General features: G+C 40.0%; 15 protein-coding genes. 9 read left to right on the top strand and 6 right to left on the bottom strand.

Annotated elements, in window-relative coordinates; genetic code table 11:
* Positions 1-147 precede the first annotated feature (147 nt).
* From P162_RS00695 to P162_RS00675, 5 genes are all read right to left on the bottom strand, one after another.
* Positions 148-1638, bottom strand: coding sequence for an ABC transporter permease (locus tag P162_RS00695; protein ID WP_316931614.1), 1491 nt, complete (start codon positions 1636-1638; stop codon positions 148-150).
* A gap of 15 nt (positions 1639-1653) precedes the next feature.
* The gene (locus tag P162_RS00690) at positions 1654-2598 is read right to left on the bottom strand and encodes an ABC transporter permease (protein WP_051907706.1); all 945 of its coding nucleotides are present in this window, start codon (positions 2596-2598) and stop codon (positions 1654-1656) included.
* A gap of 94 nt (positions 2599-2692) precedes the next feature.
* The gene (locus tag P162_RS00685) at positions 2693-5074 is read right to left on the bottom strand and encodes an ABC transporter permease (protein ID WP_031425229.1); all 2382 of its coding nucleotides are present in this window, start codon (positions 5072-5074) and stop codon (positions 2693-2695) included.
* Positions 5075-5123: 49 nt separating this feature from the next.
* Complete coding sequence (locus P162_RS00680; RefSeq protein WP_051907705.1) at positions 5124-5864, bottom strand: ABC transporter ATP-binding protein; 741 nt, start codon at positions 5862-5864, stop codon at positions 5124-5126.
* 196 nt (positions 5865-6060) lie between these two features.
* A complete protein-coding gene (locus P162_RS00675; protein WP_031425226.1) occupies positions 6061-7314 on the bottom strand; it encodes an efflux RND transporter periplasmic adaptor subunit in 1254 nt (417 codons plus the stop codon).
* A 399-nt stretch (positions 7315-7713) separates the two neighbouring features.
* Here P162_RS00675 and P162_RS00670 point away from each other — a divergent pair, with 399 nt between their 5' ends.
* Positions 7714-9057, top strand: coding sequence for a sigma-54-dependent transcriptional regulator (locus P162_RS00670; RefSeq protein WP_031425224.1), 1344 nt, complete (start codon positions 7714-7716; stop codon positions 9055-9057).
* Positions 9047-10390: a sensor histidine kinase gene (locus tag P162_RS00665; protein ID WP_031425222.1), complete on the top strand. Its 1344-nt coding sequence runs from the start codon at positions 9047-9049 to the stop codon at positions 10388-10390. The genes P162_RS00670 and P162_RS00665 overlap by 11 nt, the downstream gene beginning before the upstream one ends.
* Here P162_RS00665 and P162_RS00660 read toward each other — a convergent pair.
* Entirely contained in the window at positions 10387-11076 is a 690-nt protein-coding gene (locus tag P162_RS00660; protein ID WP_031425220.1) for an NUDIX hydrolase, read from the bottom strand. The two genes, P162_RS00665 and P162_RS00660, sit on opposite strands and share 4 nt — an antisense overlap.
* A 211-nt stretch (positions 11077-11287) precedes the next feature.
* Between P162_RS00660 and P162_RS00655 the strand changes: the two genes are divergently transcribed.
* From P162_RS00655 to P162_RS00625, 7 genes are all read left to right on the top strand, one after another.
* Positions 11288-14380, top strand: coding sequence for a SusC/RagA family TonB-linked outer membrane protein (locus P162_RS00655; protein ID WP_035916704.1), 3093 nt, complete (start codon positions 11288-11290; stop codon positions 14378-14380).
* Positions 14381-14390: 10 nt separating this feature from the next.
* Positions 14391-15956, top strand: coding sequence for a RagB/SusD family nutrient uptake outer membrane protein (locus tag P162_RS00650; protein ID WP_031425216.1), 1566 nt, complete (start codon positions 14391-14393; stop codon positions 15954-15956).
* 119 nt (positions 15957-16075) lie between these two features.
* A complete protein-coding gene (locus tag P162_RS00645; protein ID WP_031425215.1) occupies positions 16076-17632 on the top strand; it encodes an alpha-N-arabinofuranosidase in 1557 nt (518 codons plus the stop codon).
* A gap of 60 nt (positions 17633-17692) precedes the next feature.
* The gene (locus P162_RS00640) at positions 17693-18709 is read left to right on the top strand and encodes a glycoside hydrolase family 43 protein (RefSeq protein WP_031425214.1); all 1017 of its coding nucleotides are present in this window, start codon (positions 17693-17695) and stop codon (positions 18707-18709) included.
* Between the two features lie 3 nt (positions 18710-18712).
* Entirely contained in the window at positions 18713-19711 is a 999-nt protein-coding gene (locus tag P162_RS00635; protein WP_031425211.1) for an arabinan endo-1,5-alpha-L-arabinosidase, read from the top strand.
* A 1-nt stretch (position 19712) separates the two neighbouring features.
* Entirely contained in the window at positions 19713-22082 is a 2370-nt protein-coding gene (locus tag P162_RS00630; RefSeq protein ID WP_031425209.1) for a glycoside hydrolase family 127 protein, read from the top strand.
* A gap of 22 nt (positions 22083-22104) precedes the next feature.
* On the top strand, positions 22105-24102 hold the full coding sequence (locus P162_RS00625) for an alpha-L-arabinofuranosidase C-terminal domain-containing protein (RefSeq protein ID WP_031425207.1): 1998 nt from the start codon (positions 22105-22107) through the stop codon (positions 24100-24102).
* Positions 24103-24137: the final 35 nt, after the last annotated feature.

The raw sequence follows: 24137 nt of genomic DNA, 5'->3' as shown, positions 1-24137 counted from the left end.
TGATACAGATTTTATTCAATTTAATGCTGCTTTTTGATCAATTTTGACCCTTTTAGACCAATATTTCATGTATTTTATATACAACCGATAAGGAGGCCCACAATAGATCGTAATTGATGGTAATTCCCTTTATGGGGGTTTGGGGATTTATTCCGTTTTTAAGCTTTTCACCGGGTTTGCCATGGCTGCTTTTATACTTTGTATGCTCAGGGTAACCAGTGCCAGAACTACCATTGAAGCGCCGCTCAAAGCAAATACCCACCAGTTCATGGGCGTTCTGTAGGCGTAATCCTGCAACCACTTAGAACTTACCCACCAGGCCAGCGGCGCAGCAATAAGAAAGGCGATTAGTACCAGGCGAATAAAATCTTTGGAGAGCACCGCTACAATTTGACTTACGGAAGCCCCTAATATTTTCCGGATTCCTATTTCTTTTATTCTTGAATTTATAGTGAAAATCACCAGGCCCAGAAGACCAAGACAACTGATGAATATGGAAAGGCTGGTAGCCCATTTTAAAAGGCGGGCGGTGCGCATTTCGGTTTCATACATGCTGGCAATGGTTTCATCAAAAAAAGCATATTGAAATGTTTCTTCGGGATATGTCTGCTTAAAGGCATTTTCAATAGCACTTATTGACCGTGACCAGGAACTGCCACCAGCTTCGCCCGATTTAAGACGGATATGAAAAGTAGATCCCTCATTTCCGCCAAAAAAGACCAGCGGACTTATGGTTACCTTTGTTGACTGGTCGTGAAAATCCTGCATCACGCCCACAATAGGCATGGTCTGTCCATTAAACTTTAATGACGCTCCCAGAGCATCCTCCGGATTGGTATAACCTAATAATTTAGCATACTTGTTATTAATTAGAAATTCGTTGCCGTTTCCAGAAGAAGCTATATTTCTGCCAGCCAAGAGTTTCAGTTTATAAACCTTTAGATAATTAGCATCGCCCCAGCGTATCTGGATATTTGCTTTTACATCTGGTTTGCTCGGGGATTCAATAGTTGTAAAAGCCACGCCCTTATCGGCCGGAGATAAAAAACCACTAGCGGCAAGTTCTACTCCAGGTACCGTATTAATGTCGTTAAGCAATTGCTGTTTGTGGGAAGCAACCGTATCTCGCGGCGTATTAAAAGTAATAATAGCTTCTGTATTAAAGCCTAGGTCTGAATTTATGGAGTAATTGATCTGCTTGCTAACCATGATGGTAACAATGATAAAAAATTGTGCAATTACAAACTGGGAAACGATTAAAGAATGTCGTATCCAGGTATGCTGCCTTTGATTAGCCAGTAATACATTGCTCTTTAATACCGCAACAGGTTTATAACCCGATAAAATAAGCGCAGGATATATTCCTGAAAAAAAGCTCACAAGAACAATTATAACCGATAAAAAAACAAATGTTGAATATTGATGAAACGGATTAAAATGTAGGCCAGGGGGCGTAAAATCTGAAAATACGGTTAACAGAACCGGAATACATGCAAATGCGATAACCGAAGCCAGGAGGGTGATTAAAAATGTTTCTCCCAAAAACTGAAAAACAAGCTGCTTTTTTGAACTTCCTATCGTTTTGCGAATCCCTATTTCTTTAGCCCGTTGAGAAGCCTGGGCCGTGGTAAGATTGATAAAATTAATACAGCCTTATAATAATAAAAATCCAGCTACTGCAAGCAACGTATAAAGCGTAGGTTTATGAGCTATTCTTTGCCCTACACCGGGATACAGCCGGTTAAAATGAACATCGCTAAGCGGCTGCAGGTGAAAGGACATGGTATTATTTTCATCCTGATTTGCGTTCGTATTGTATTTATTCATCAAATCTTTAAGCTGCGCTTCCGTTTGTAATGGGTTTGTTCCCGGAGCTAATTTTATATAAAGTTGAGAATAGGCCATCCAATCGTTCCAGACGGTCATCATAAAGTTTTCCTGCAGGCTGGTTTCGGAAATGGTAGGTAACGAAATAAATTCCCTAGCCTCAAAAGTAGTTTGCTCTGTCAGGTCTTTTACGATCCCGGAAACCGTTACCAAAAGATCGTTGTTGTAGGTTATATGTTTTCCTACGATTTTATTAAGTGCAAGACCTGGAAAATATTTTCTTGCTTTATTCTCTGTAAGAACGACAGCAAAAGGATTTTTTAAAGCTGAGGTCACAGAACCAACCAGCCATTTATAGGGGATCAAAGCAAAATAATCGGCATTTGTAAAAATAACATTATCCTGATTTTTGAAAATTGTCTGTTTAGAAGAATTATCTTTATTAGTGATTGTTGCGGTAACATCTCCATGAAACTGAAAAAGCGGAACTACTTTATCTACTCCTGTTACTTCCTGCTCAATTGCGGCTCCTAGGGGAGCCTGCACTCCGGCACTGTGACCTTCAGTTCCATTAAATTTTGCATCTAAAACAACACGATAAACATTTTCTTCATCAGGTATAAACGTGTCGTAACTAAGCTCATAATATACAATCATAGCAATAACCATCGCGGCACAAATGCCAATGGAAAGCCCTAAAATATTAATAGCTGAAAATGCTTTGTTGTTTAAGATGTGCCTAAACGCTGTTTTGAAATAATTTCTGAGCATGATTGATTTTTTTTGATTGATTTAACCCGGTTGTTGGCGGTATAGATTATTAATGAAACCTCACAGGTTTCAAAAACCCGTGAGGTCTGGAGATTTATTCCGTGCGTAAGCTCTTTACCGGATTGGCCATTGCGGTTTTTAACCCCTGTGCGCTCACGGTAATCAGGGCGATAAGCAGCGCTATAAAGCCCGCAAGTGCAAAAAGCCACCAGCCCAGATCAATTTTATAAACAAACTGCGATAGCCAGCGGTTCATGACATACCAGGCGATGGGAACGGCCAGAATTATCGAAAGGCCTACCAGTTTTATAAAATCCGTATTTAACAGGCGTAAAATGCCCAGCGAAGAAGAGCCCAGCACCTTGCGTATGCCGATCTCTTTTTTACGCATTTCAGCATTAAAAGCGGCAAGGCCCAGCAGTCCCAAACAGGAAATGATAATGGCCATATAGGCGAAATAGCCTGCCAGTTTTAGGATATGCTGCTCTGTAGTGTACTGCGCCTGAAAGGTGTCATCCAGAAATTTAAAGTCAAAGGTGTAACCGCTGTTGTACTGCTCATAATAATTTTTGATGCCATCCAGGGTTTTTCTTTCATTTCCCGGTTTAATGCTTATCATAGCCATCGTAGCCTCTTTGGGGCGGTAATGAAAAACGAGCGGCGGGATGTTTTGCATGACTGAACCGGTATGAAAATCTTTCATGACACCCAGTATCGTTTTATCTTCACCCCACACGTTGATTTTTGTTCCTACGGGATCTTTGAGGTTCATGATTTTTGCAGCGGTTTCGTTTAACAGTACGTAAGAATCGAGTGCGCCTAGATCTTCAGAATAGGGTTTGCCAGCTGCCATTTTCATATTTAGCGTACTCATAAGGTGCGCATCGATGCCGCGTATCAGAAAATCAATGGGATTGTTCTCTTTTTCGCCTGGCCAGGAAATACCATAGGTAGAAGAGCCCCCATCTTCACGAATGAGCGTCTGGTTGATGCCGCCCGCATCTAAAACGCCGGGCACATTGCGCAGACCACTAAAAAAAGAAGCGTTGTCTTTACTGGATTTGCTCTCAAGGTCAAAATGGATGATATTCTCTTTTTGGTAACCGATGGATTTGTTGAGCGCAAAATTGGTTTGTTTGTTAATTATCAACACTGAAATGATCAGGATAATGGATGCCATAAACTGAAAAACAACGAGTCCTTTTCTAATGAACAGTTCGCCCATTTTTCCTTTAAAGTTCCCCTTGAGTGTGGTTAATGGGGTAAAACCGGAAAGATAAAAGGCGGGGTAACTTCCAGCAAGAAGGCCCGTGGCCAGAGTTATGGCCAGAAAAAGCATGATGTTATACAGCGAAAATTCCAGCGAAAGCGCTTTCCCGGTGATGTAATTAAAACTTGGCGTAAATAATAAAACCAGGCCAATGGCAAGCACCATAGCGAGAAAACTCAAGACTACAGATTCGGTTAAAAACTGCAGCATCAAAGCCCTTCTACTGGTACCCACCACTTTTTTAATTCCGATTTCCTTAAATCTACTGGAGACCCGTGCTGTAGAAAGGTTCATAAAATTGATGCATGCGATGAGCAGTACCAGGATGGCGATAAAAGAGAACAATTTTACATAGGTGATCCTCCCGCCACTTTGTATGCCGTTTTTATAGTTATCGTGCAGGTAAGCATCAGAGAATTTTCGAAGAAAAATAGAAAAAATATTCCCTTGCTGGTAGTTGTCAATCAGATTTTCGATTTTTCCTTCAAACAGCGTTGCGTCTGCATTGGGTTTGAGCAGCACATAGGTTTCCGGGCCAGTATTTCCCCATTCTTTTCCATTGGTCCAGATGTCTTCCAGCAATTTGCTTTTGGGCAAAACATAATCAAATTTTAAAGTGGAATTAGCGGGCACATCTTTAAAAACACCACTGATTTTAGCCACGTGATCTACTCCAAAAATGGAATACGCCACACTTTTATCCATCGCTTTCTGACTGGAGCCGAAGAGTTTTATAGCCAGGTTTTCAGAAACCACAATATTGTTTTTTTCCTGAAGCACTTGCGCTTTATTTCCTTCAATAAATGGAAATGTAAAAGTGTCAAAAAAGCTGGGACTCGAGAAAACCCCGGCCGATTTGTAGGCGTGGTCGTCACTGGTAAAGGTGATTTCCATGCCTTCTTTTTCCAGGTTCATTACTGTGACGGCATGTTCTACTTCGGGGAACTCTTTTTCCAGCGCCTCGGCCAGTGGGCCCTGGGTGTGATCATGAATCAGTATGTTGCCGTTTTCGGTGCTTTTTTCCATGATTTGATACAATCTTGCATCATTTTTATGAAAGCGATCGGTCATCAATTCATCATTTACCCACAGGTATATAAAAAAAGTGCACGCCAGTCCGGTAGCCAGCCCCACAATATTGATAAAGGAGAAAAGCGGTTTCTTTTTGAGGTTCCGCCAGGCGATTTTGATATAATTTCTTATCATTTTTAATTTGATTTTGATTGATGAATGAATCCCCTTAGATCCAGGTTGATTAGGCCTTTGTAACTTTCGTATCGTTTGCTTCGGTCATCGCTGTATTTGCTGAGCTTTTAAATTCAGAAAGGATATTTTCAGTTACTTTTTCACCATCCAGCATCCTGATAATACGATGGCTGTATTTAGAATCGTGTTCGCTGTGTGTTACCATAATAATGGTGGTTCCGGCTTCATTGAGTTCGGTGAGCAGGTCCATAACTTCATTACCATTGCTGCTGTCCAGATTTCCGGTGGGCTCATCAGCAAGGATCAATTTAGGCTTGTTGACCACGGCTCTGGCTACGGCAACACGCTGTTGCTGTCCACCTGATAATTGCTGCGGAAAGTGTTTGCGGCGGTGCATGATCTGCATTTTCTCCAATACTTCATGCACACGTTCCTTTCGCTCTGCGGACTTTACACCGGTATAGATCAACGGAAGTTCTACATTTTCAAAAACGGTGAGTTCGTCGATGAGGTTAAAACTCTGGAATACAAAACCAATATTATGCTTGCGTAAATCTGCCCTTTTCCGCTCATTGAAGCCAGAAACTTCAATGCCATTGAATATAAAACTGCCTCCGTCTGGATCGTCCAGCAAACCAAGGATATTCAATAAAGTGGATTTACCACAACCTGACGGACCCATAACAGCGACAAACTCGCCTTCCTGAACATTAAACGAAAGCTTGTTCAGGGCAATGGTCTGTACTTCTTCTGTGCGGTAATATTTTTCTAAGTCAGTTATTTTTATCATAATGCGTTCAGTATTAGAGATTCCAAATAGGTTATGAGTTCCAGTAGTAGTGTTGTCATTTTTTATAATTTAAATTTCTGTATTCTGTATTCTGTATTCTGTATTCTGTATTCTGTATTCTGTAGATTGTATTTTGTTTAGAACCCTGAATTCTGAATATCTTAGGTCTTATTTCTCTTTTCTGTTCTCTTAATTTCTATTTTTGAAGCACCAGTTCCTGTACATCCCCATAATTATCATAGCTTGATGTTATGACCTGATCACCGGGTTCAAGGCCACTAATAACTTCATAATATTCTGTGTTCTGACTGCCCAGTTGAATATCCTGCTTGTAGGCCATTGATCCATCTGCGCTTACTTTAAAGATCCAGTTTCCGCCAGTTTGCTGAAAAAATCCACCTTTCGGAATCAGGAGCGCTTGTTTTTCCTGACTTAATGCAACCCTGATCTGTAGGGTTTGACCACGCCGAATACCTTCTGGAGCTTCATTTTCAAAAACCATATCTACCTGAAAACGACCATTAGTTACCTGTGTGTACACTTTTTTAATTGCCAGTACATATTCCTTAGCGTCAAAGGTAAAGGTACCCTGCTGGCCGGTATAGATTCTGGAGATGTAGTGCTCATCTACATCTACACGCACTTTATAACCACTAAGCACATCAATTTGCCCCAGGCGCTCACCCTTGTTTTTGCTTTGGCCTATTTCGGCTTCTAAAGAGGTAAGCTGCCCATCTACGGGTGCCTTGACAACAAGGTCTTCTACTTTTTTACGCATAAGTTCGAGAGCGCTCTGGGTCTGTGCGTAGGAGCGTTGGGACTGGTTCTGTTCCTGGTTTACGGCGATTGAATCCTGATTGAGTATTTGCTGGGTGAGCTTCATGCGTTCTTTTTGATAATTGTAATCATTTTTTGATTTCTCATATTCCTGACCAGCAACTACACCCTTATCATAGAGTTTTTTATTCATTTCATAAATCCTTTCAGACTCGATAAGCTGGTTTTCAACATCAGTCATCTGGTTGAGTTTGTTAATCGTATTTTGCCGCGCCGCTGTTTTCTGAATCTGCATTTGAGTCAACAGATTATATACGGATGTTTCCTGATTTACTAAGCTGAGTTCTAAATCTGTGTTGGAAAGTCGTAGAATAGAATCCCCTTTTTTCAGGATAGCACCATCTTCTACAAATTTTTCTTCCACGCGGCCGCCTTCCAAAGCATCTAGATAAATAGTAGTAATAGGTAAAACCACCCCATTTACGGGAATATTCTCCTGAAAAACGCCATTTTTGACGGTATTTAGGCTAATTCTTTCTGTTTCTACATTTAATTTAGAATTTCCGGTAGAGGAGAGGAGTACAAAAACAACTAGGCCTACAAGCGTTACGCCACCGGCGATGAGCAGGATTCTTGAAGTGGTAAAGCGTTTCTTTTTTAAAGGAATGTCCATAGGATGTATTAGATTTCAAAAGTATAGAGAGAAATTAATGCCAAAAAGTTAATGTGTTCATTTTCAGTTATTAATAAAGTAAATGTTAGGATAAAGTGTCCGATTTTGAACAGATGGTGTGCGCTGGTGGTACAAATTATACTATTTTGAATTTCAGAAGGATAATATTGATTTCCGTAAATAGAATTGTTTAAAATTGTAGCTGGTGACGGTAGTATTGAGAAAAGAAGTTTTCCTCGTAGAGCAGTAGATGCTACAAACTGGGAAGTTTTCATTTCAATAAAAACAACTTGATAAAATTGAAGTTTTAGTAACCGTATTCTTGATATTGCTGCATATAACGGGTTTAAAACCTTTAAAACACTAATTTTAAACATCTCTAAATTCAATAAACCGCTTATGCTCTTAAAAAATACCAGCCTTCTTATAATTGATGATGATGCTGATATACTTACAGCTTTGCGGCTTCTTTTTAAACCGCTGGTGAAAGAAGTGGTGGTGGCAAAAAGTCCAGACGCACTGGACAGCCTTTTAAAAGCGCATGTTTTTGATCTTATAATTTTAGACATGAATTTTAATGCGGTGGTGAATACAGGTAATGAAGGAATATTTTGGCTTAAAAAAATCAAACTGATACAGGCACAACTTGATGTTATCCTTATAACCGCTTATGGAGATATAGATCTCGCCATACGCTCGCTAAAAGAAGGGGCTTCGGATTTTATCGTAAAACCCTGGAAAAATGAAAAGATCATACAAGCCGTCCAGGAACTTGTAGAGAAAAAGAAAAAGGATAAGAAAGAGAAAATATCGGTTGGAGAAAAAGAGGCGATTTTAGGCGAAAGTCAGGCGATGCAGCATGTATTTACAAAACTAAAAAAAGTGGCCCCCACAGACGCAAACCTTTTGATTCTTGGGGAAAACGGCACCGGTAAAGATCTAATCGCCCAGGCAATTCACAAACATTCCCAGCGAAGGAATAAGCCTTTCGTAAAAGTAGATGTGGGCGCCTTGACCTCAACCTTGTTTGAAAGTGAACTCTTTGGTTATAAAAAAGGAGCATTTACTGATGCTCGCGAAGACCGTAAAGGACGCTTTGAAGCAGCTCATGGAGGTACACTTTTTCTGGATGAAATAGGAAATATTACCTTGAGGCAACAGGCCAGATTACTTACTGTACTTCAAAATAGGGAAGTGACACCATTGGGATCAAATACGCCCATTCCTGTAGATATACGTTTAATCTGCGCCACAAATACAGGGGTGAGCGAACTGGCCGATGAATCTAAATTTAGAAAAGATCTTATTTACCGCATCAATACCGTAGATATTGTAATGCCTCCCTTACGGGAAAGGGAAAATGACATCCTACAGCTCGCCAATCATTTTATTGCCATTTATTCCGAAAAATATGGCAAAACCCCCATAAAAATGGATGCTGGATTTGTAAAAAAACTAAAATCACATACATTTCCAGGCAATGTGCGCGAACTTCAGTATGCGCTTGAACGTGCCGTTATTATGAGTGAAACTGATGAATTGTTAGAAAATGACCTGGTATTTTCATCAATAGAATCTCAAGTGGAAGATATCGCGGTTAGGGAAACCAACCTGGAAGTTTTAGAAAAAAACACCATTTTAAAAGTTATTGAAAAAAATAGCGGTAATATTTCAAAATCTGCGCGCGAACTTGGTATTACACGGGCAGCACTTTACAGAAGACTTGAAAAGCATGATCTATAAAAGTTATTTTTTTTCAATAGGGTTGCGCATTTTTGTTCTTTCGGCATTTTTGTTCTTATTGTGTTATGGGATTTTAGAAGTAAACCTATACGCAAGCATTTCAGGCTCATTATTGGCAATAATTACAGCCTTCAATCTCTACCAATTTATCACTAGACGGTTTTTAGCAGTTGATGATTTCTTCGAGGCCGTGAAATATCGTGATTTTTCCCGTTTTTTTGTCGAAGAGCGCGGCCCTATGGACCTGAGGAAACTCAATGGCGGTTTCAATCTGGTCAATAGGACCATTCGCGATATGAACAGTGAGCGGCAAATGCAATTTATGTATTTACAGAAAATCCTGGAAATGGTTGATGTGGGTATAATTGCCTACAATGTGAACACAGGTGATGTGTTGTGGGCGAACGAGTCTTTTCTAAATACCCTGGATTTCCCTTCCTTTAAGAACATCAAATTCTTAGAAAAACGCCGACCGCAAGTTTACGCTGAACTTTTTGAAAATTACCATTCTAACGCGAATACGGTAAATCTTGAGATGAACAACGAACGACTAAAAGTATTGTTATCAGATACCGTATTCACACTAGAGGAGGGTTCCTATAAATTGATCGTCCTTCAAAATATAGAACGTACGCTAGATGAAAATGAAGCAGAAGCCTGGAAAAAGTTACTCAGTGTGATGACGCATGAGATCATGAATTCAATCGCACCCATTTCATCACTTGCCGAAACATTACAAAAACAACTTGAGTCAAGTTTGGACAATCCTTTAGCAGATCCACTTAATCTGGAGGATATGTACGACGGCATTTTAAGTATAAAAAAGCGAAGTGAAGGCCTGATGAAATTTGCCAGAACCTATAGAAGTCTCAATAAGGTCACACAAATTAATGTGAGCAATGTCACCGCAGTGGAGCTTTTTAAAAGTTTAGGGGATTTAATGCAGCCCTCTCTATCCAAAAAGAATATAAAGTTGCTGTTTTCTGTTGAAAATGAACAAATGGAGCTTCAAATTGACAGTTACCTTATTGAGCAGGTACTGATTAATTTGATCTTAAATGCAATCGAAGCATGTACTTCTGTAGAAAAAGGAGAAGTTATGGTTTCCGCAAAACGGAATATGCGCGGGGAAAATATCATTCAGGTTGCTGATAACGGTCATGGAATTCCCGAAGATATATTAGATAGTATTTTTATACCTTTTTTCAGTACTAAAAAAACCGGTAGTGGCGTAGGGTTGAGCCTTTCCAAGCAGATTATGACTTTACATCAGGGTAAAATTCAGGTAAGCAGTGTGCTTGGCAAGGGAAGTTTAATTACCCTGACTTTTTAGATCTTAAAGGTGAAGCCATTACGCACCTTGTCATCGTATTTCTCTTTATCAAACTGGTAGAGATACGAGCCTTTTCTGGAAGAGGTCATATCTTTTTCATCAAGTTTTATAAGGACTTTTAAACTGTTGATCTTATTAATGAAATTACGCTTGTCCTGTTTTTCGGCTAAAATAGCTTCATAAAGTTTTTGCAGCTGCTTCATCGTGAATTTTTCGGGTAGCAGTTCAAAGCCTATGGGTTTTGATATAGCCCTGCGGCGTAATCTTTTAATTGCCTTATCTACCATTTCCCCGTGATCAAAAATTAAAGCAGGTGCCTCATCTATACCGTACCACTGCGCAGAAAACTGCTGGTTGAGATCTTCATTGTGTTCTTTAATGTTGATTAAAGCGTAGTAGGAGGTGGAGAGGGTGCGTTCTCCAGGGTCACGGTCCACTTTACTAAAAGTGTAGAGCTGCTCCATATAAATATTTTGGATTCCAGTCAGGGTCAAAAGTATTCTATTGGCCGCATCATCCAGGTTTTCAGAACGTTTTAAAAATCCGCCTATTAACGATAATTTTCCCTTTTCAGGCTCAAAATCGCGCTTTATGAGCAGTATTTTAAGCTCATTCTCATCAAAACCAAATATTATACAATCAACGGCAAGGAGAATTTTATCTTCAGAACTATAATTATTGAGCATATGGGGTAAAATAAAAGGCTAATATATGGATTATACAAATTCGAACATAGCTTCGTTCGTCAATATTAATAAAATGGATGTTAGAAACTACATTATTGACAACAGAATAGGATATTTAATTCAAAATTCTCAAATTTAAATTTTATATCACAGATTTTTTCTTTACATTTGAAATGTAAAAAATACACTTATAAAATTAAATACAAACGATATGACGCAAAACCAACTCTTAGCTTACATGAGCGTGTTTAGACATTTGTTTAAAAATAACATTATTCTTTACGCAATCGTTTTAGTTCCATTTTTGAGTGCTAAAGCCCAGGTGGACAAAACTATCACCGGTATAGTTGTTTCAGCATCTGATAAAACACCCATACCTGGAGTCAACGTTCTTATAAAGGGAACAACTGAAGGAACGGTAACAGATTTTGATGGCAATTTTACTATCGAAGCTGGCGATAACGATATATTAATTCTCTCCTATATAGGTTTCAAGACGAAGGAATTTCCTGTCGATGGAAAAAGTAATCTAGACATTGCATTAGACGAAGAAGCTTCTTCTTTAGAGGAAGTCATCGTAGTAGGTTATGGTACTCAAAAAAGGGCGGATGTGACTGGCGCCGTTACTTCGGTGGAGGCAGAGGAAATGACAAAAGTGTCCAATAGTGATGTCTCTCAGCTATTACAAGGTAGGGCAGCTGGTGTTACCGTAGTAGCAGACGGTCAGCCAGGTGCTGCTGCCAACGTGAAGATACGTGGGGTAGCTACTTTTGGCAACAATCAACCATTATATGTGGTAGATGGTGTTCCGGTAGGAACTTCTATACGGGATTTTAACCCAAATGATATTGAATCAATCCAAATACTAAAGGATGCTTCTGCCGGAGCGATATATGGTTCGCGAGCTGCTAACGGTGTAATTATAATCACTACAAAAAAAGGTAAAAAGAATACACCTTTACTTATAAGATACAGCGGTTATTATGGTATTGATGAAGTAGCGCAGCGTATTCCCGTTTTGGGTAGGGAGGATTATCAGATGATATCAAATGAAAAAAGACTCAATGCAGGTCAGCCGCTAATTGATGGTAATGATCCCAATTCCCCTCTTTATGTTAATAATATCAATACAAATTGGCAAAAAGTAGGCCTAAAGGCGGGTTCGCGTCAAAATCATAACTTCAATTTTAGTGGTGGTGGGGAGAATATCACCTATAATGCATCAGCAGATTATTTTAAAAATGAGGGTGTTTTTGTAGGTAATGGACCAGATTACGAGCGCTATTCGGGAAGGGTGAACTTGGTAATTGAAAAAGGTATTTTCAAAATGTCCCCTTCATTATATTATACGCATAGTTTTGAAAACTCCCTTACTTTTAGGAGTGATGTCCTTACAGGTGGTAGACCCCCGCTCATCAATGATTTAGTAACCGCAATACCCACACTGGGGATATATGATGAAAATAATGAAGGTGGTTATGCCGGTACTTCCTCACAGATTCATCAAGAAATTGTTTTGAATGTTCCCGGTATCAACAGTCTTTTTACCAATACCGTTGAGGTTGATAGAACATTTGCGATCATAAACCCAGAACTTAAATTACTGGATAAGGACGGCCATAAACTAACTTACAAGCTGAACCTAAGTTATGATAAGACGCACGTAAGACGTTTTTCTTTTGTACCTGAGTTTGAAATGGGTTATTTTTTTGGTTCTGGACGCTCTTTATTAGATGATGATTCTGATATATTTACTGTAGAACTTGTAGAGAATACCTTAAATTATAGTAAGGAATTTGGTAAGCACGGGGTAGAACTTCTTCTGGGACAAACTTACCAGAAAAATTCTACTGTGAACCGTGGTGCCCATTCAGAAAATTTGCCCAAACCCTACAAACCTGTTCTTTCTAATGGTATTAACCAAACGGTCACGGGGGCGGAATTCTATAGCACACTTGCTTCTTATTTTGGTCGACTCAATTATAATTTTGATGACCGTTATTTACTTACGGCTACAGTACGCCGGGATGGCTCATCCCGTTTTTCACCTGAAAATCAGTACGGAACTTTTCCTTCTTTGGCACTTGGCTGGAGACTTTCTAACGAGGACTTCTTTAATATTCCGAAGGAAGTAGTAAACCAACTGAAATTAAGGGCTAGTTATGGTGAATTGGGTAATCAGAATATTGGGGATTATCTTTATCTGGCAAATATAAATCGCAATGTTCCTTACAATTTTAATGGGAGTAAGGTAATTGGAGGTTTACAAACATCTCTGGTTGATCCCAGTATAAAATGGGAAACGACAGCTTCATTAAATATTGGTCTGGATGCCAGTTTATTCAACAATAGCTTTGACTTATCTGTAGAATATTACAATAAAAAGACTGAAGATGTGCTAGTAGGTGTTCCAGTAGCCGGTTCTACAGGATCGGTTAACCAGGCGTTCTTAAGAAATGCGGGAGAATTAAGAAATTCCGGTTTTGATGTTGAAGCAACTTATCATTACACAAAAGGCGAAGATTTTAGCTTTGATCTTTCAGCGAATGCCAGTACTATCAAAAATGAAGTACTTGCACTGGGAGGAAATAATGAACCCATAAATGGGGCAGGATCTCGAACTCAGGTAGGTAGGGAAATAGGGGAGCATTTTGGTTTTGTTTATGAAGGTATTTTCCAGAGTGCAGATGAAGTGTCCAATAGTCCATTCCAAACTGTTGCTACAGCTCCGGGAGACGTAAAATTCTCAGATTTAAATGGAGATGACGTCATCAACGCGGATGACCGTACCTTTATAGGAAGCGCAACACCATCAGTCACTTACGGTCTCAATTTCTCTTCAAGATATAAAAATTTTGATTTCACATTGTTTGCATCGGGTGCGGCTGGATACTATATAAATAGTAGGTTGTATCGTTCATTAATGATATCTACGGGTTATATTAATGGTCATGAAGACCTTCTGAACAGGTGGACTCCTGACAACAACAATACAAATATAGCAAGGGTTATAGCTGACGACCCCAATAGTAATGCCAGGGATTCCAACCGCCCGGGATGGTTACAAAAAGGCGATTATTTACGCTTAAATACAATATCTCTGGGTTATACACTGCCTCAAAATTTTTACAAGAATTTTTTACAATCTGCCCGAATCTACGCAACCCTTCAAAATGTATATACGTTTCAGGCATACAAAGGATTTAATCCTGATTTTAATTCAGGAGTATTTGAACCAGGTTTTGACAATGGTACATACCCGAGACCCAGAACAATTATGATGGGTGTAGATTTTTCATTTTAAATAAAGAACTATGAAGACATTTTATATAATATTTTCAATTGCCCTAGGATCCCTTTTTATAGGTTGTGATGACGACTTGGACCTGGCAAATCCTAACAGTATTACCTCAGATGTTTACTGGGCAGATGCTGATCAAGCGCAAGCTGGCATCAATGCTGCCTATAACAGCCTTTTGATTGATGGTTATTATATGCGCATGACTCCTATTCTTACAGATGGAAGGGCAGATGATCTGACGGCTGATACACCATGGGTAGATCTACAGCAAATATCCAATTTTACCGCCTTGCCTACGTCTGCACCTATTCAATGGATGTGGGACGCATATTACCAGCAAGTTCTCAGAGTAAATCAAGTTATAGAAAACGTACCGGATATTGAAATGGACGAGGACTTGAAGGAACGTGTCCTAGGGCAGGCATATTTTTTAAGAGGTCTGGCATATTTCAATCTTAAGATCAACTTTGATAGAGTGCCACTGGTTATAACAGTGCCTGATAATACTGAAGAATACAATGCGCCCACGGCGACCAGCGAAGCCATTTGGACACAGATAATTGACGATTTTACTGCTGCTCAAGAAATGTTACCTGTAAGTTATAACGATGTGTCAGGACCTGATGCTGGTACGGTGGGAAGGGCGACTAAAGGAGCCGCAACCGGATTTTTGGGAAAAACCTATTTGTACACAGAGAATTGGAGTGCTGCCGCAGCTGAATTTCAAAAAATTATAGAAGGTCCTATCAATATTTACAGTCTTGTCAGTGACTATCAAGACAATTTTGGTCCTTTTAATGAAAATAATTCAGAGTCACTCTTTGAAGTGCAATTCGCCAGTGCAGATGAAGTGGGTGGTACGGTTTACAATTATGGAGGTGAACCTTCCGCGTCATGGAAGCAGGTTTCTTCCGTAGGTCATACTTATGCAATGGATGGTTATGGATATTCTGATTTCTTACCAAGTCACTTCGTTTACAATACTTACAATGAAGAACGAACGGTTAATGATTCTATAGATTCGCGTCTTCTAGTGACCATCGCCTCTTATGAACCTGAGGCTAATTCCGTAGGTGTTTATACCAATCCAGAGTGGCCCCATGCCCTGGATGCCTTATATCCCAGGAAATATACTCATGATGGTTTTGGATTTAGTACAGAAAGTCAGGGAAGCGTAGAATTGTCAGAAATTAATTACCGGTTAATGCGCTATGCAGATGTGCTTTTAATGTATGCTGAAGCCTTAAATGAATTGGGACAGACTTCACAAGCCTATGACTATATACAACAAGTTAGGGACAGGGCAAATCTCCCTGATCTTTCAGAAATAATGCCTGGGATGTCTCAAGAAGAAATGAGAGATCAGTTAGCTCATGAAAGGCTACTTGAATTTTCTTTAGAAGGCATTAGATTTCACGATATTAGAAGATGGGGATGGTTAAGTGACCCTGAAAAATTGGAACGACTTCGTGCTAATGATCCTGAATTTATCAGCTTTAGCCCGGGTCGTGAATATCTACCCATTCCTCAGCGTGATTTAGATATTAATCCTAATTTAGAACCAAATTCAGCAAACTAAAAGTTGCAAACTTTTAATAACTTTCTGCCCCCTCTATAATATCGCTGATCTCTTTTCAAATACGTATATAGAAGTAGAGATTGGGTTCATTAATAGAATTCACTCAAAAAAAACCAATTATGATACATGTATTACGCACGGCCTTAGCCCTAGCGATGGCCCTTTTATTCTCTCCTTTCCTCAATGCTCAGGGTGGCAACGCTTCACTAAAAATTATGCCCTCAGAAGAGGCGCCAACTATTGATAAAAATATATATGGTCATTTTGCAGAACATTTAGGCCGTTGTATTTATGACGGACTGTATGTGGGGGAGAAAAGTAATATTCCAAATACCGAAGGGGTACGTATTGATATTATCAATGCACTTAAAGATCTTAAGATTCCCAATTTACGCTGGCCAGGGGGGTGTTTTGCGGATACCTATCACTGGAAAGACGGTGTGGGCCCGCAAAGTGAGCGCCCTACGATTGTCAATACATGGTGGGGCAATGTGACGGAAGACAATAGCTTTGGTACACATAATTTTTTAAACCTTTGTGAAGAACTTAATGCAGAACCTTATTTATCAGGTAATGTAGGTAGTGGTGAGGTTCAGGAATTGGCAGATTGGGTTCAGTATACTAATTATGAAGGTGTAAGCCCTATGTCAGACTGGAGAAAAGAAAATGGTCGTGACGAGCCGTGGGGCGTTAAATTCTGGGGTATCGGTAATGAAGCCTGGGGTTGTGGTGGTAATATGAGGGCTGAATACTACGCAGATGTATATCGTAAGTACGCCACTTTCATGTCTGATGCAGGACTTGAAGGAGGCCTGTACAAAATTGCATCTGGGGCGAGTGATGGCGATTATCACTGGACCGAAGTTTTAATGCGCGATATTCCGCACAACTTGTTACAGGGTGTTGCATTGCATCATTATTCTGTGATTGATTGGGCTGCAAAAGGGCCATCTATAGGGTTTTCTGAAGATCAGTATTTTAAAACCATGCAGCAATCCTGGTTGATGGAAGAACTTATTACCAAGCATACTGAAGTTATGGATAAATATGACCCGGATGGTAAAGTTGACCTTATTGTAGATGAATGGGGCGGTTGGTATGATGTACTGGAAGATACAAATCCTGGCTTTTTATACCAGCAGAACACCATGCGTGATGCGATGATCGCAGGTATGACCCTTAATATTTTTCACAACCATGCAAAACGCGTGAAGATGGCAAATCTGGCTCAGGTGGTAAACGTATTACAGGCAGTTATTTTAACCGAAGGAGAAAAGATGATTCTGACTCCCACCTACCACGTTATGAAAATGTACAATGTACATCAGGATGCACAGCTCATTCCTATTGAAATGGATACTCCAGATTATACCTATGATGACAAAAAGCTTCCGGCGGTCAATGCTTCTGCTTCTAAAGATTCTATCGGAAATGTTCATATATCATTGGTGAATATTGATTCAAAGAAAACCAATACTGTTACCATAGATTTAAGTGCTTTAAAACTTAAAGATATTAAGGCAAGGATTCTTACTGCAAAAACACTTGATGATCACAATACTTTTGAATCACCAGAAACCATTACACCTCGGGATTTCAAAAACGTCAAGATGAAAAAAGATAACCTAGAAATAGAATTACCTCCATTTTCAGTAGTGGTTCTTGAGGGTAAATAGAGAGGAATACACCTTAATATATAAGGTATAGATGCCAATTTTAACTCATTAATTTAAATTATGAAGAATTCATTCTTTTCTGTTTTGGTTTTTGGAACACTTTTTAGTATTTCAAAACCCATATCAGCGCAGCAAGAAAATGTTGATGTAGCGCGTGGGAATACGCTTTTTGAAACCCTGGAATCTTCTTACAACAACCCTATAGTTACCGATAAATACACGGCAGATCCTGCAGCCCTGGTTCATGATGGTCGTGTTTACATCTACGCCGGGCACGATCAGGCCCCAGAGGACAAGGAAGATTATTTAATGAACGAATGGCTGCTCTATTCTTCTAAAGATATGGTAACCTGGAAAGAGCATCCCGTACCTTTAAAACCAACAGATTTTGAATGGGCAAAGCATTCTGCCTGGGCTGCAGAAGTTGTTGAAAAAGAGGGAAAATTTTACTGGTTTGTGACCGTAGAACACGATGATACACATCCTGGCAAAGCCATTGGCGTTGCGGTCGCTGATAGTCCGGAAGGGCCCTGGGAAGATGCCATCGGGAAGGCGCTGATCACAAATGATATGACTATCCAAACAGACATCAGCTGGGATGATATAGATCCTACCGTATTTATTGACGACGATGGGACTCCTTACTTGTACTGGGGAAATCGCGTTTGTAAATATGTCAAACTCAAGGAAAATATGATCGAGATGGATGGGCCTATACATACTATCGACCTTCCAAAATTTACCGAAGCTCCATACATTCACAAACGTGATGACTGGTATTATTTATCATATGCCTACGATTTTCCGGAGAAAACAGCCTATGCGATGTCAAAGTCCATTATAGGCCCATGGGAGTACAAAGGTATAATCAACGAGGTTGCCGGCAATAGCAATACTAACCATCAATCCATCATTTCATTTGATGATAAATGGTATTTCGTTTATCACAACGGCAGCATACCTACACATGGAAGCAGTTACCACCGTTCGGTATGTGTGGACCGCTTGTATTACAATGAAGATGGGACGATTAAACGTATCGTAATGACTTCCGAAGGTATCCATACCAATAACTAAATTATGAGAAAATCGATCATTTTTCACCGGTTTTTAGTCATTTTTGGGCTGTTTTGGGCCAATTGTAGCATTTCACAGCAGATTCGTGTTCACGATCCCGTAGCGATAAAACAGGGTGATATGTACTATATTTTCTGTACGGGTCGTGGCATCTCAGTGTTTAGTTCGCCAGATCTTAAAAATTGGAAACCTGAGCCTCAGGTTTTTGAAAAAGAACCTGTATGGGCAGATAGTGTTTCAGCAGACTTCAACAATCATATATGGGCACCTGATATTACATTACATGATGGAAAATATTATCTATACTATTCGGTTTCCGCATTTGGAAAAAATACGTCTGCGATAGGTTTAACGATCAATACTACATTAGACGCTGGCGATCCAGCATATAAATGGGAAGATCAGGGTATCGTCATTCAATCAGTCCCTAACAGGGATCTGTGGAACGCGATTGATCCTAATCTGGTTTTTGACGATAGTAATACGCCATGGCTGGCCTTTGGTTCCTTTTGGGACGGACTGAAAATGGTAAAACTTTCCGAAGATTTAAAATCCATTGCCCAGCCGCAGGAATGGCACACGATAGCGAGAAGGGAACGCTCATTTGATCTGGCAGATGCAGATCCTGGTAATGCCGCTCTAGAGGCTCCTTTTATCTTTAAGAAAAATGGGTGGTATTATCAATTTTTATCCTGGGATTTGTGCTGTCGCGGTGAGAACAGTACGTATAAAGTGGTGGTAGGCCGTTCAAAAAGCGTAACAGGTCCCTACATAGATAAAAATGGAAAAGAACTTAATCAGGGTGGCGGGACGTTGCTTATAGAAGGAAACGCAAATTGGTACGGAGCTGGTCACAACAGCACATATACCTTTGATGGAAAGGACTATATCTTCTTTCATGCCTATGATGCCAATGAAAACGGTGCGCCAAAACTCAAGATCTCAGAATTAGCCTGGGATACTGAAGGTTGGCCCAGTTTAAAAACTAATGTATTGAAATAAGATGAGAAGTAAATTACTGTTTGCGTTTGTTTTTTGTTCTTGTGCGCTCAACGCGCAGGAAGAAGTCTCTTTGATCCCACTTGATCAGGTAGCTGTGACCAATGGGGTTTTTAAAGACGCTGCCCTGACTGATTTTAAATATATTCAGGAGTTGGATCCTGATCGACTTCTATTTCCCTTTTTACGTGAAGCCGGGCTAAAGCCCAAAGCAGAATCATACACCAATTGGGAAAATTCTGGTCTTGACGGTCATACGGCAGGACATTATATTTCGGCGCTCTCCATGTATTATGCCTCTACCGGAGATAAAAAAGCAAAGGAGTTATTTGAGTATACCCTGAGCCAGTTAGAACGGGTTCAACAGGCTAATGGCAATGGCTATATAGGAGGTGTTCCAGGAAGTAAAAAACTATGGGAAGACATTGCGGCAGGTAAAATAAACGCAGGGAGTTTTAGCCTCAATGACAAATGGGTACCGCTCTATAATATTCACAAGACTTTTGCGGGCTTGAAGGATGCGTGGGTACATGCTAAAAGTCCACTGGCAAAAGAAATGCTTATAGCTTTAACAGATTGGTTTATTGATGTTTCAAAAAATCTAAGTTCTGCGCAGATACAGGATATGTTAAGATCTGAGCACGGAGGCTTAAATGAGGTTTTTGCAGATGTCTACTCAATTACAAAGGATGAAAAATATCTAAAATTAGCCGAAGATTTTTCCCAGCATGCACTTCTGGATCCTTTAGCTGCAAATGAAGATATCCTTACCGGAATGCATGCGAATACGCAAATTCCAAAATTTATAGGTTTTGAACGAATCAGCCAGTTGGAAGATGCAAAAAAATACCATGATGCAGCCTCTAATTTCTATAACAATGTGACTTCAAAACGTTCCCTGAGTTTTGGCGGTAACAGTGTGCGCGAGCATTTTAATCCTTTAGATGATTTTTCTGAAGTATTGCGTAGCGAGCAGGGTCCGGAGACTTGTAATACCTACAATATGCTCAAGCTGAGCAAAATGCTCTTTGAAGATTCTGCTGACCCTAAGTATATCGACTTTTACGAGCGCGGACTTTATAATCACATTTTATCTTCGCAAAATCCTGAGGGCGGTTTTGTGTATTTCACACCCATCCGGCCGGGACATTACCGGGTGTATTCTCAACCGGAAACAAGTTTCTGGTGCTGCGTGGGTTCTGGGATGGAAAATCATACCAAATATAACGAACTTATTTACGCAAAGCATGATAACAAACTTTACGTGAATTTATTCATTCCGTCTAAAGTGGATTGGGAAGAAAAGAAAGCTTCATTGATTCAGGAAACGAACTTCCCGGATGAAGCTTCGACCCAGATCATCTGGGAAAGCGAAAATAAAACTCAGGCTACGTTGATGCTTCGTTATCCGGAGTGGGTGAAAGCAGGAGAATTAAAAGTTTTTGTGAACGGAAAGCTTCAGCAAATAGCCGCAGTTCCCGGTTCTTACATTCCGCTTCAACGGAAGTGGAAAAAAGGGGATCGCATAAAACTGGAATTACCCATGCATTTGAGCCTGGAAGAAATCCCAGATGAATCAGGCTATATTTCTATTAAATATGGTCCCATAGTACTGGCAGCGGTAACAGGTGCAGACAATCAAGACGGACTTTTTGCTGACGACAGTCGTGGTGGACATATTGCTGATGGCCCCTTTTTACCCATGACCGAAGCACCAGTATTCAAATCAGAAAACAAGGAAAGTATTCTGGACAAGATCAAACCAATCTCGGGAGAACCTCTAAAATTCACCGCAAAAGAACTGTTTTATCCACAAGAATATAAGGAACTGGTACTTCAGCCTTTTTACAAGATCCATGAAAAGCGGTATTCTATATATTTTAAGAATGAAACGGCAGCGGGTATTGCAGAAATGCAGCGCAAGCTGAAAGAACAACAGCAAAAGGAAAGCTATTTAAGGTCGATAAGCCTTGATTATGTAGCCCCAGGTGAACAACAACCAGAATCAGATCACGGCTTTAAATCAGAAAATTCAGCGAGTGGGATCAATCAAAACCTTCACTGGCGAGATGCTACAGGCTGGTTTAGTTATGATCTTAAGAACAAGGATGCCAAAGCAAAATCCCTGCGCGTACGCTATTATGGAAAAGATGATAATAGAAAATTCAACATCCTGGTCAACGGCGAGATCATTGCCCAGCAAGAACTCAACGGAGATAAAGGCGATACCTTCTTTTATATAGACTATGAACTGCCAAATGATATAATCAATAACAAAGAGATTATAAACGTGCGTTTTGAAGCTTTAAAAAATTCAGTAACTGCTGGAATTTACGGCGTACGTTTATTAAGTATAAAAGCAGATAAAATATAAACCAGCGAATAAAATTCACAGTATGATCAATCAACGTATTAGAACTGCAGGGGTAGCTGCTTTCATAACGGCTACTTTGATAGGTAGTAATCCCATAAATGCACAGCAAGAATTAACCGTGCACATGAATGAGACCATAGCGCCCATACAGCCTACCATGTACGGTATTTTTTTTGAAGATATAAACTTTGCCGCAGATGGTGGTTTGTATGCAGAAATGATAAAAAACCGTTCATTTGAATTTACCCTTCCCATGATGGGCTGGACCCAACCTAACAGCGATCGGCATTCATTTAATGAAGAGTCAGGTTACGCATTACCGGTAAAATATGCTGAAGGGGATGCAAACCAAAATTTTATAAGGGTGCAGGTCAAAAACGCGGAAGGCTATGAACTTCACAATGAAGGTTTCCGTGGTATGGGGATCAAAGAAGGCGAGGCATACCGGTTTACTTTTGATGCAAAACAGATGCAGGGCAATGTATCGTCAGTCACGGTTACTTTATTAAACGATGCGGGGAAAAGTATTGGAGAAGCAATCATTCCTGTTTCCGGCTCAGAATGGGCCAGCTATAAAGCAGAGCTTATTCCGAATGAAACCGTGATGAAAGGTTCTTTAAAATTAACTTTTGAAGGTACTGGCGAGTTGGGTCTTGATATGGTTTCGCTATTTCCAAAGGATACCTGGAAAGGTCGTGAAAACGGGTTACGTAAGGACTTAGTACAGCTTTTGGCTGATATGGACCCTGGATTTTTGAGATTTCCAGGGGGTTGTATCGTAGAAGGTCGTACACTGGCACGTCGCTACCAGTGGAAAAAGACCGTGGGCCCCGTAGAAGAACGTCCCAATCTGATAAACCGCTGGAACACGGAATTTGAGCACCGGTTGACACCAGATTATTATCAATCCTTTGGACTCGGCTTTTTTGAATACTTTCAGTTGTCTGAAGATTTGGGTGCAGAACCACTTCCTATCTTAAGCTGCGGTATCGCTTGTCAATTTAACACGGGGGAATTGGTGCCTATGGATGAATTGCAGCCTTACGTACAGGATGCTTTGGATCTTATTGAATTTGCAAACGGATCTACAGATACGCCATGGGGCAAAGTTCGTGAAGATATGGGTCATCCCGAACCGTTCAATATGAAATATATAGGCGTAGGTAACGAGCAGTGGGGCCCTGAATATATTGAGCGTTATAAAGTGTTCAACGAGGCTATCCAATTTAAATATCCTGATATAATCATTGTTTCTGGAAGCGGTCCTTTCCCTGAAGGTGATTATTTTGAATACGGAATGAAAGAATTGAAAAAAATAGGCGCAGAGATCATAGATGAGCACTATTACAAGAGTCCGCAATGGTTTAAGGAAAATGCAACGCGTTATGACAGCTATGACCGTAACGGACCTAAAATTTTTGCCGGTGAATATGCAGCCCAAAGTGTTGCGATTGCGAGTCCAGAGAACAAAAACAACTGGGATACCGCACTGGCGGAGGCCGCTTTTATGACCGGTCTGGAGCGCAATGCAGAAGTCGTACAATTAACTTCTTATGCTCCCTTAATGGCGCATGCAGAAGGATGGCAATGGACGCCAGATATGATCTGGTTCAACAACTTGGAATCCTATGGGACGCCCAACTATTACGTACAAAAGTTGTATGCAACAAACAGGGGAACAGATCTTATTTCTATTACTCAGGATGGGATGTCACTAACCGGACAGGATGATCTATTCGCATCGGCAACTTTAGATTCCGAAGCTAATGAAGTAGTTCTAAAGATGGTCAATACTTCAGATAAACCGAAGGAAATCGTTCTGAATTTTGAGGGTAAAAAAGTAAAAAGCCAGGGTACGGTTCAGGTTTTACGCGATGATAGTTTGACCAGTGAAAACTCTTTTGATTCTCAAGAAGAGATTAGTCCGGTAACAAAAGCTATTTCTGTTAAAGGTAGTACCAGCAAACAAACACTAGCTCCGTATTCATTGAATGTGGTTAGAATTGCATTTAAAAAATAGACTCTAACTGTAATATTAAATGTATTTTTTACATT

This window comes from Flavimarina sp. Hel_I_48, assembly GCF_000733945.1.
Classification (GTDB): Bacteria; Bacteroidota; Bacteroidia; order Flavobacteriales; family Flavobacteriaceae; genus Leeuwenhoekiella.
The sequence above is the reverse complement of the archived record's forward strand: the minus strand, read 5'-3'. Positions and strand labels throughout refer to the sequence as shown.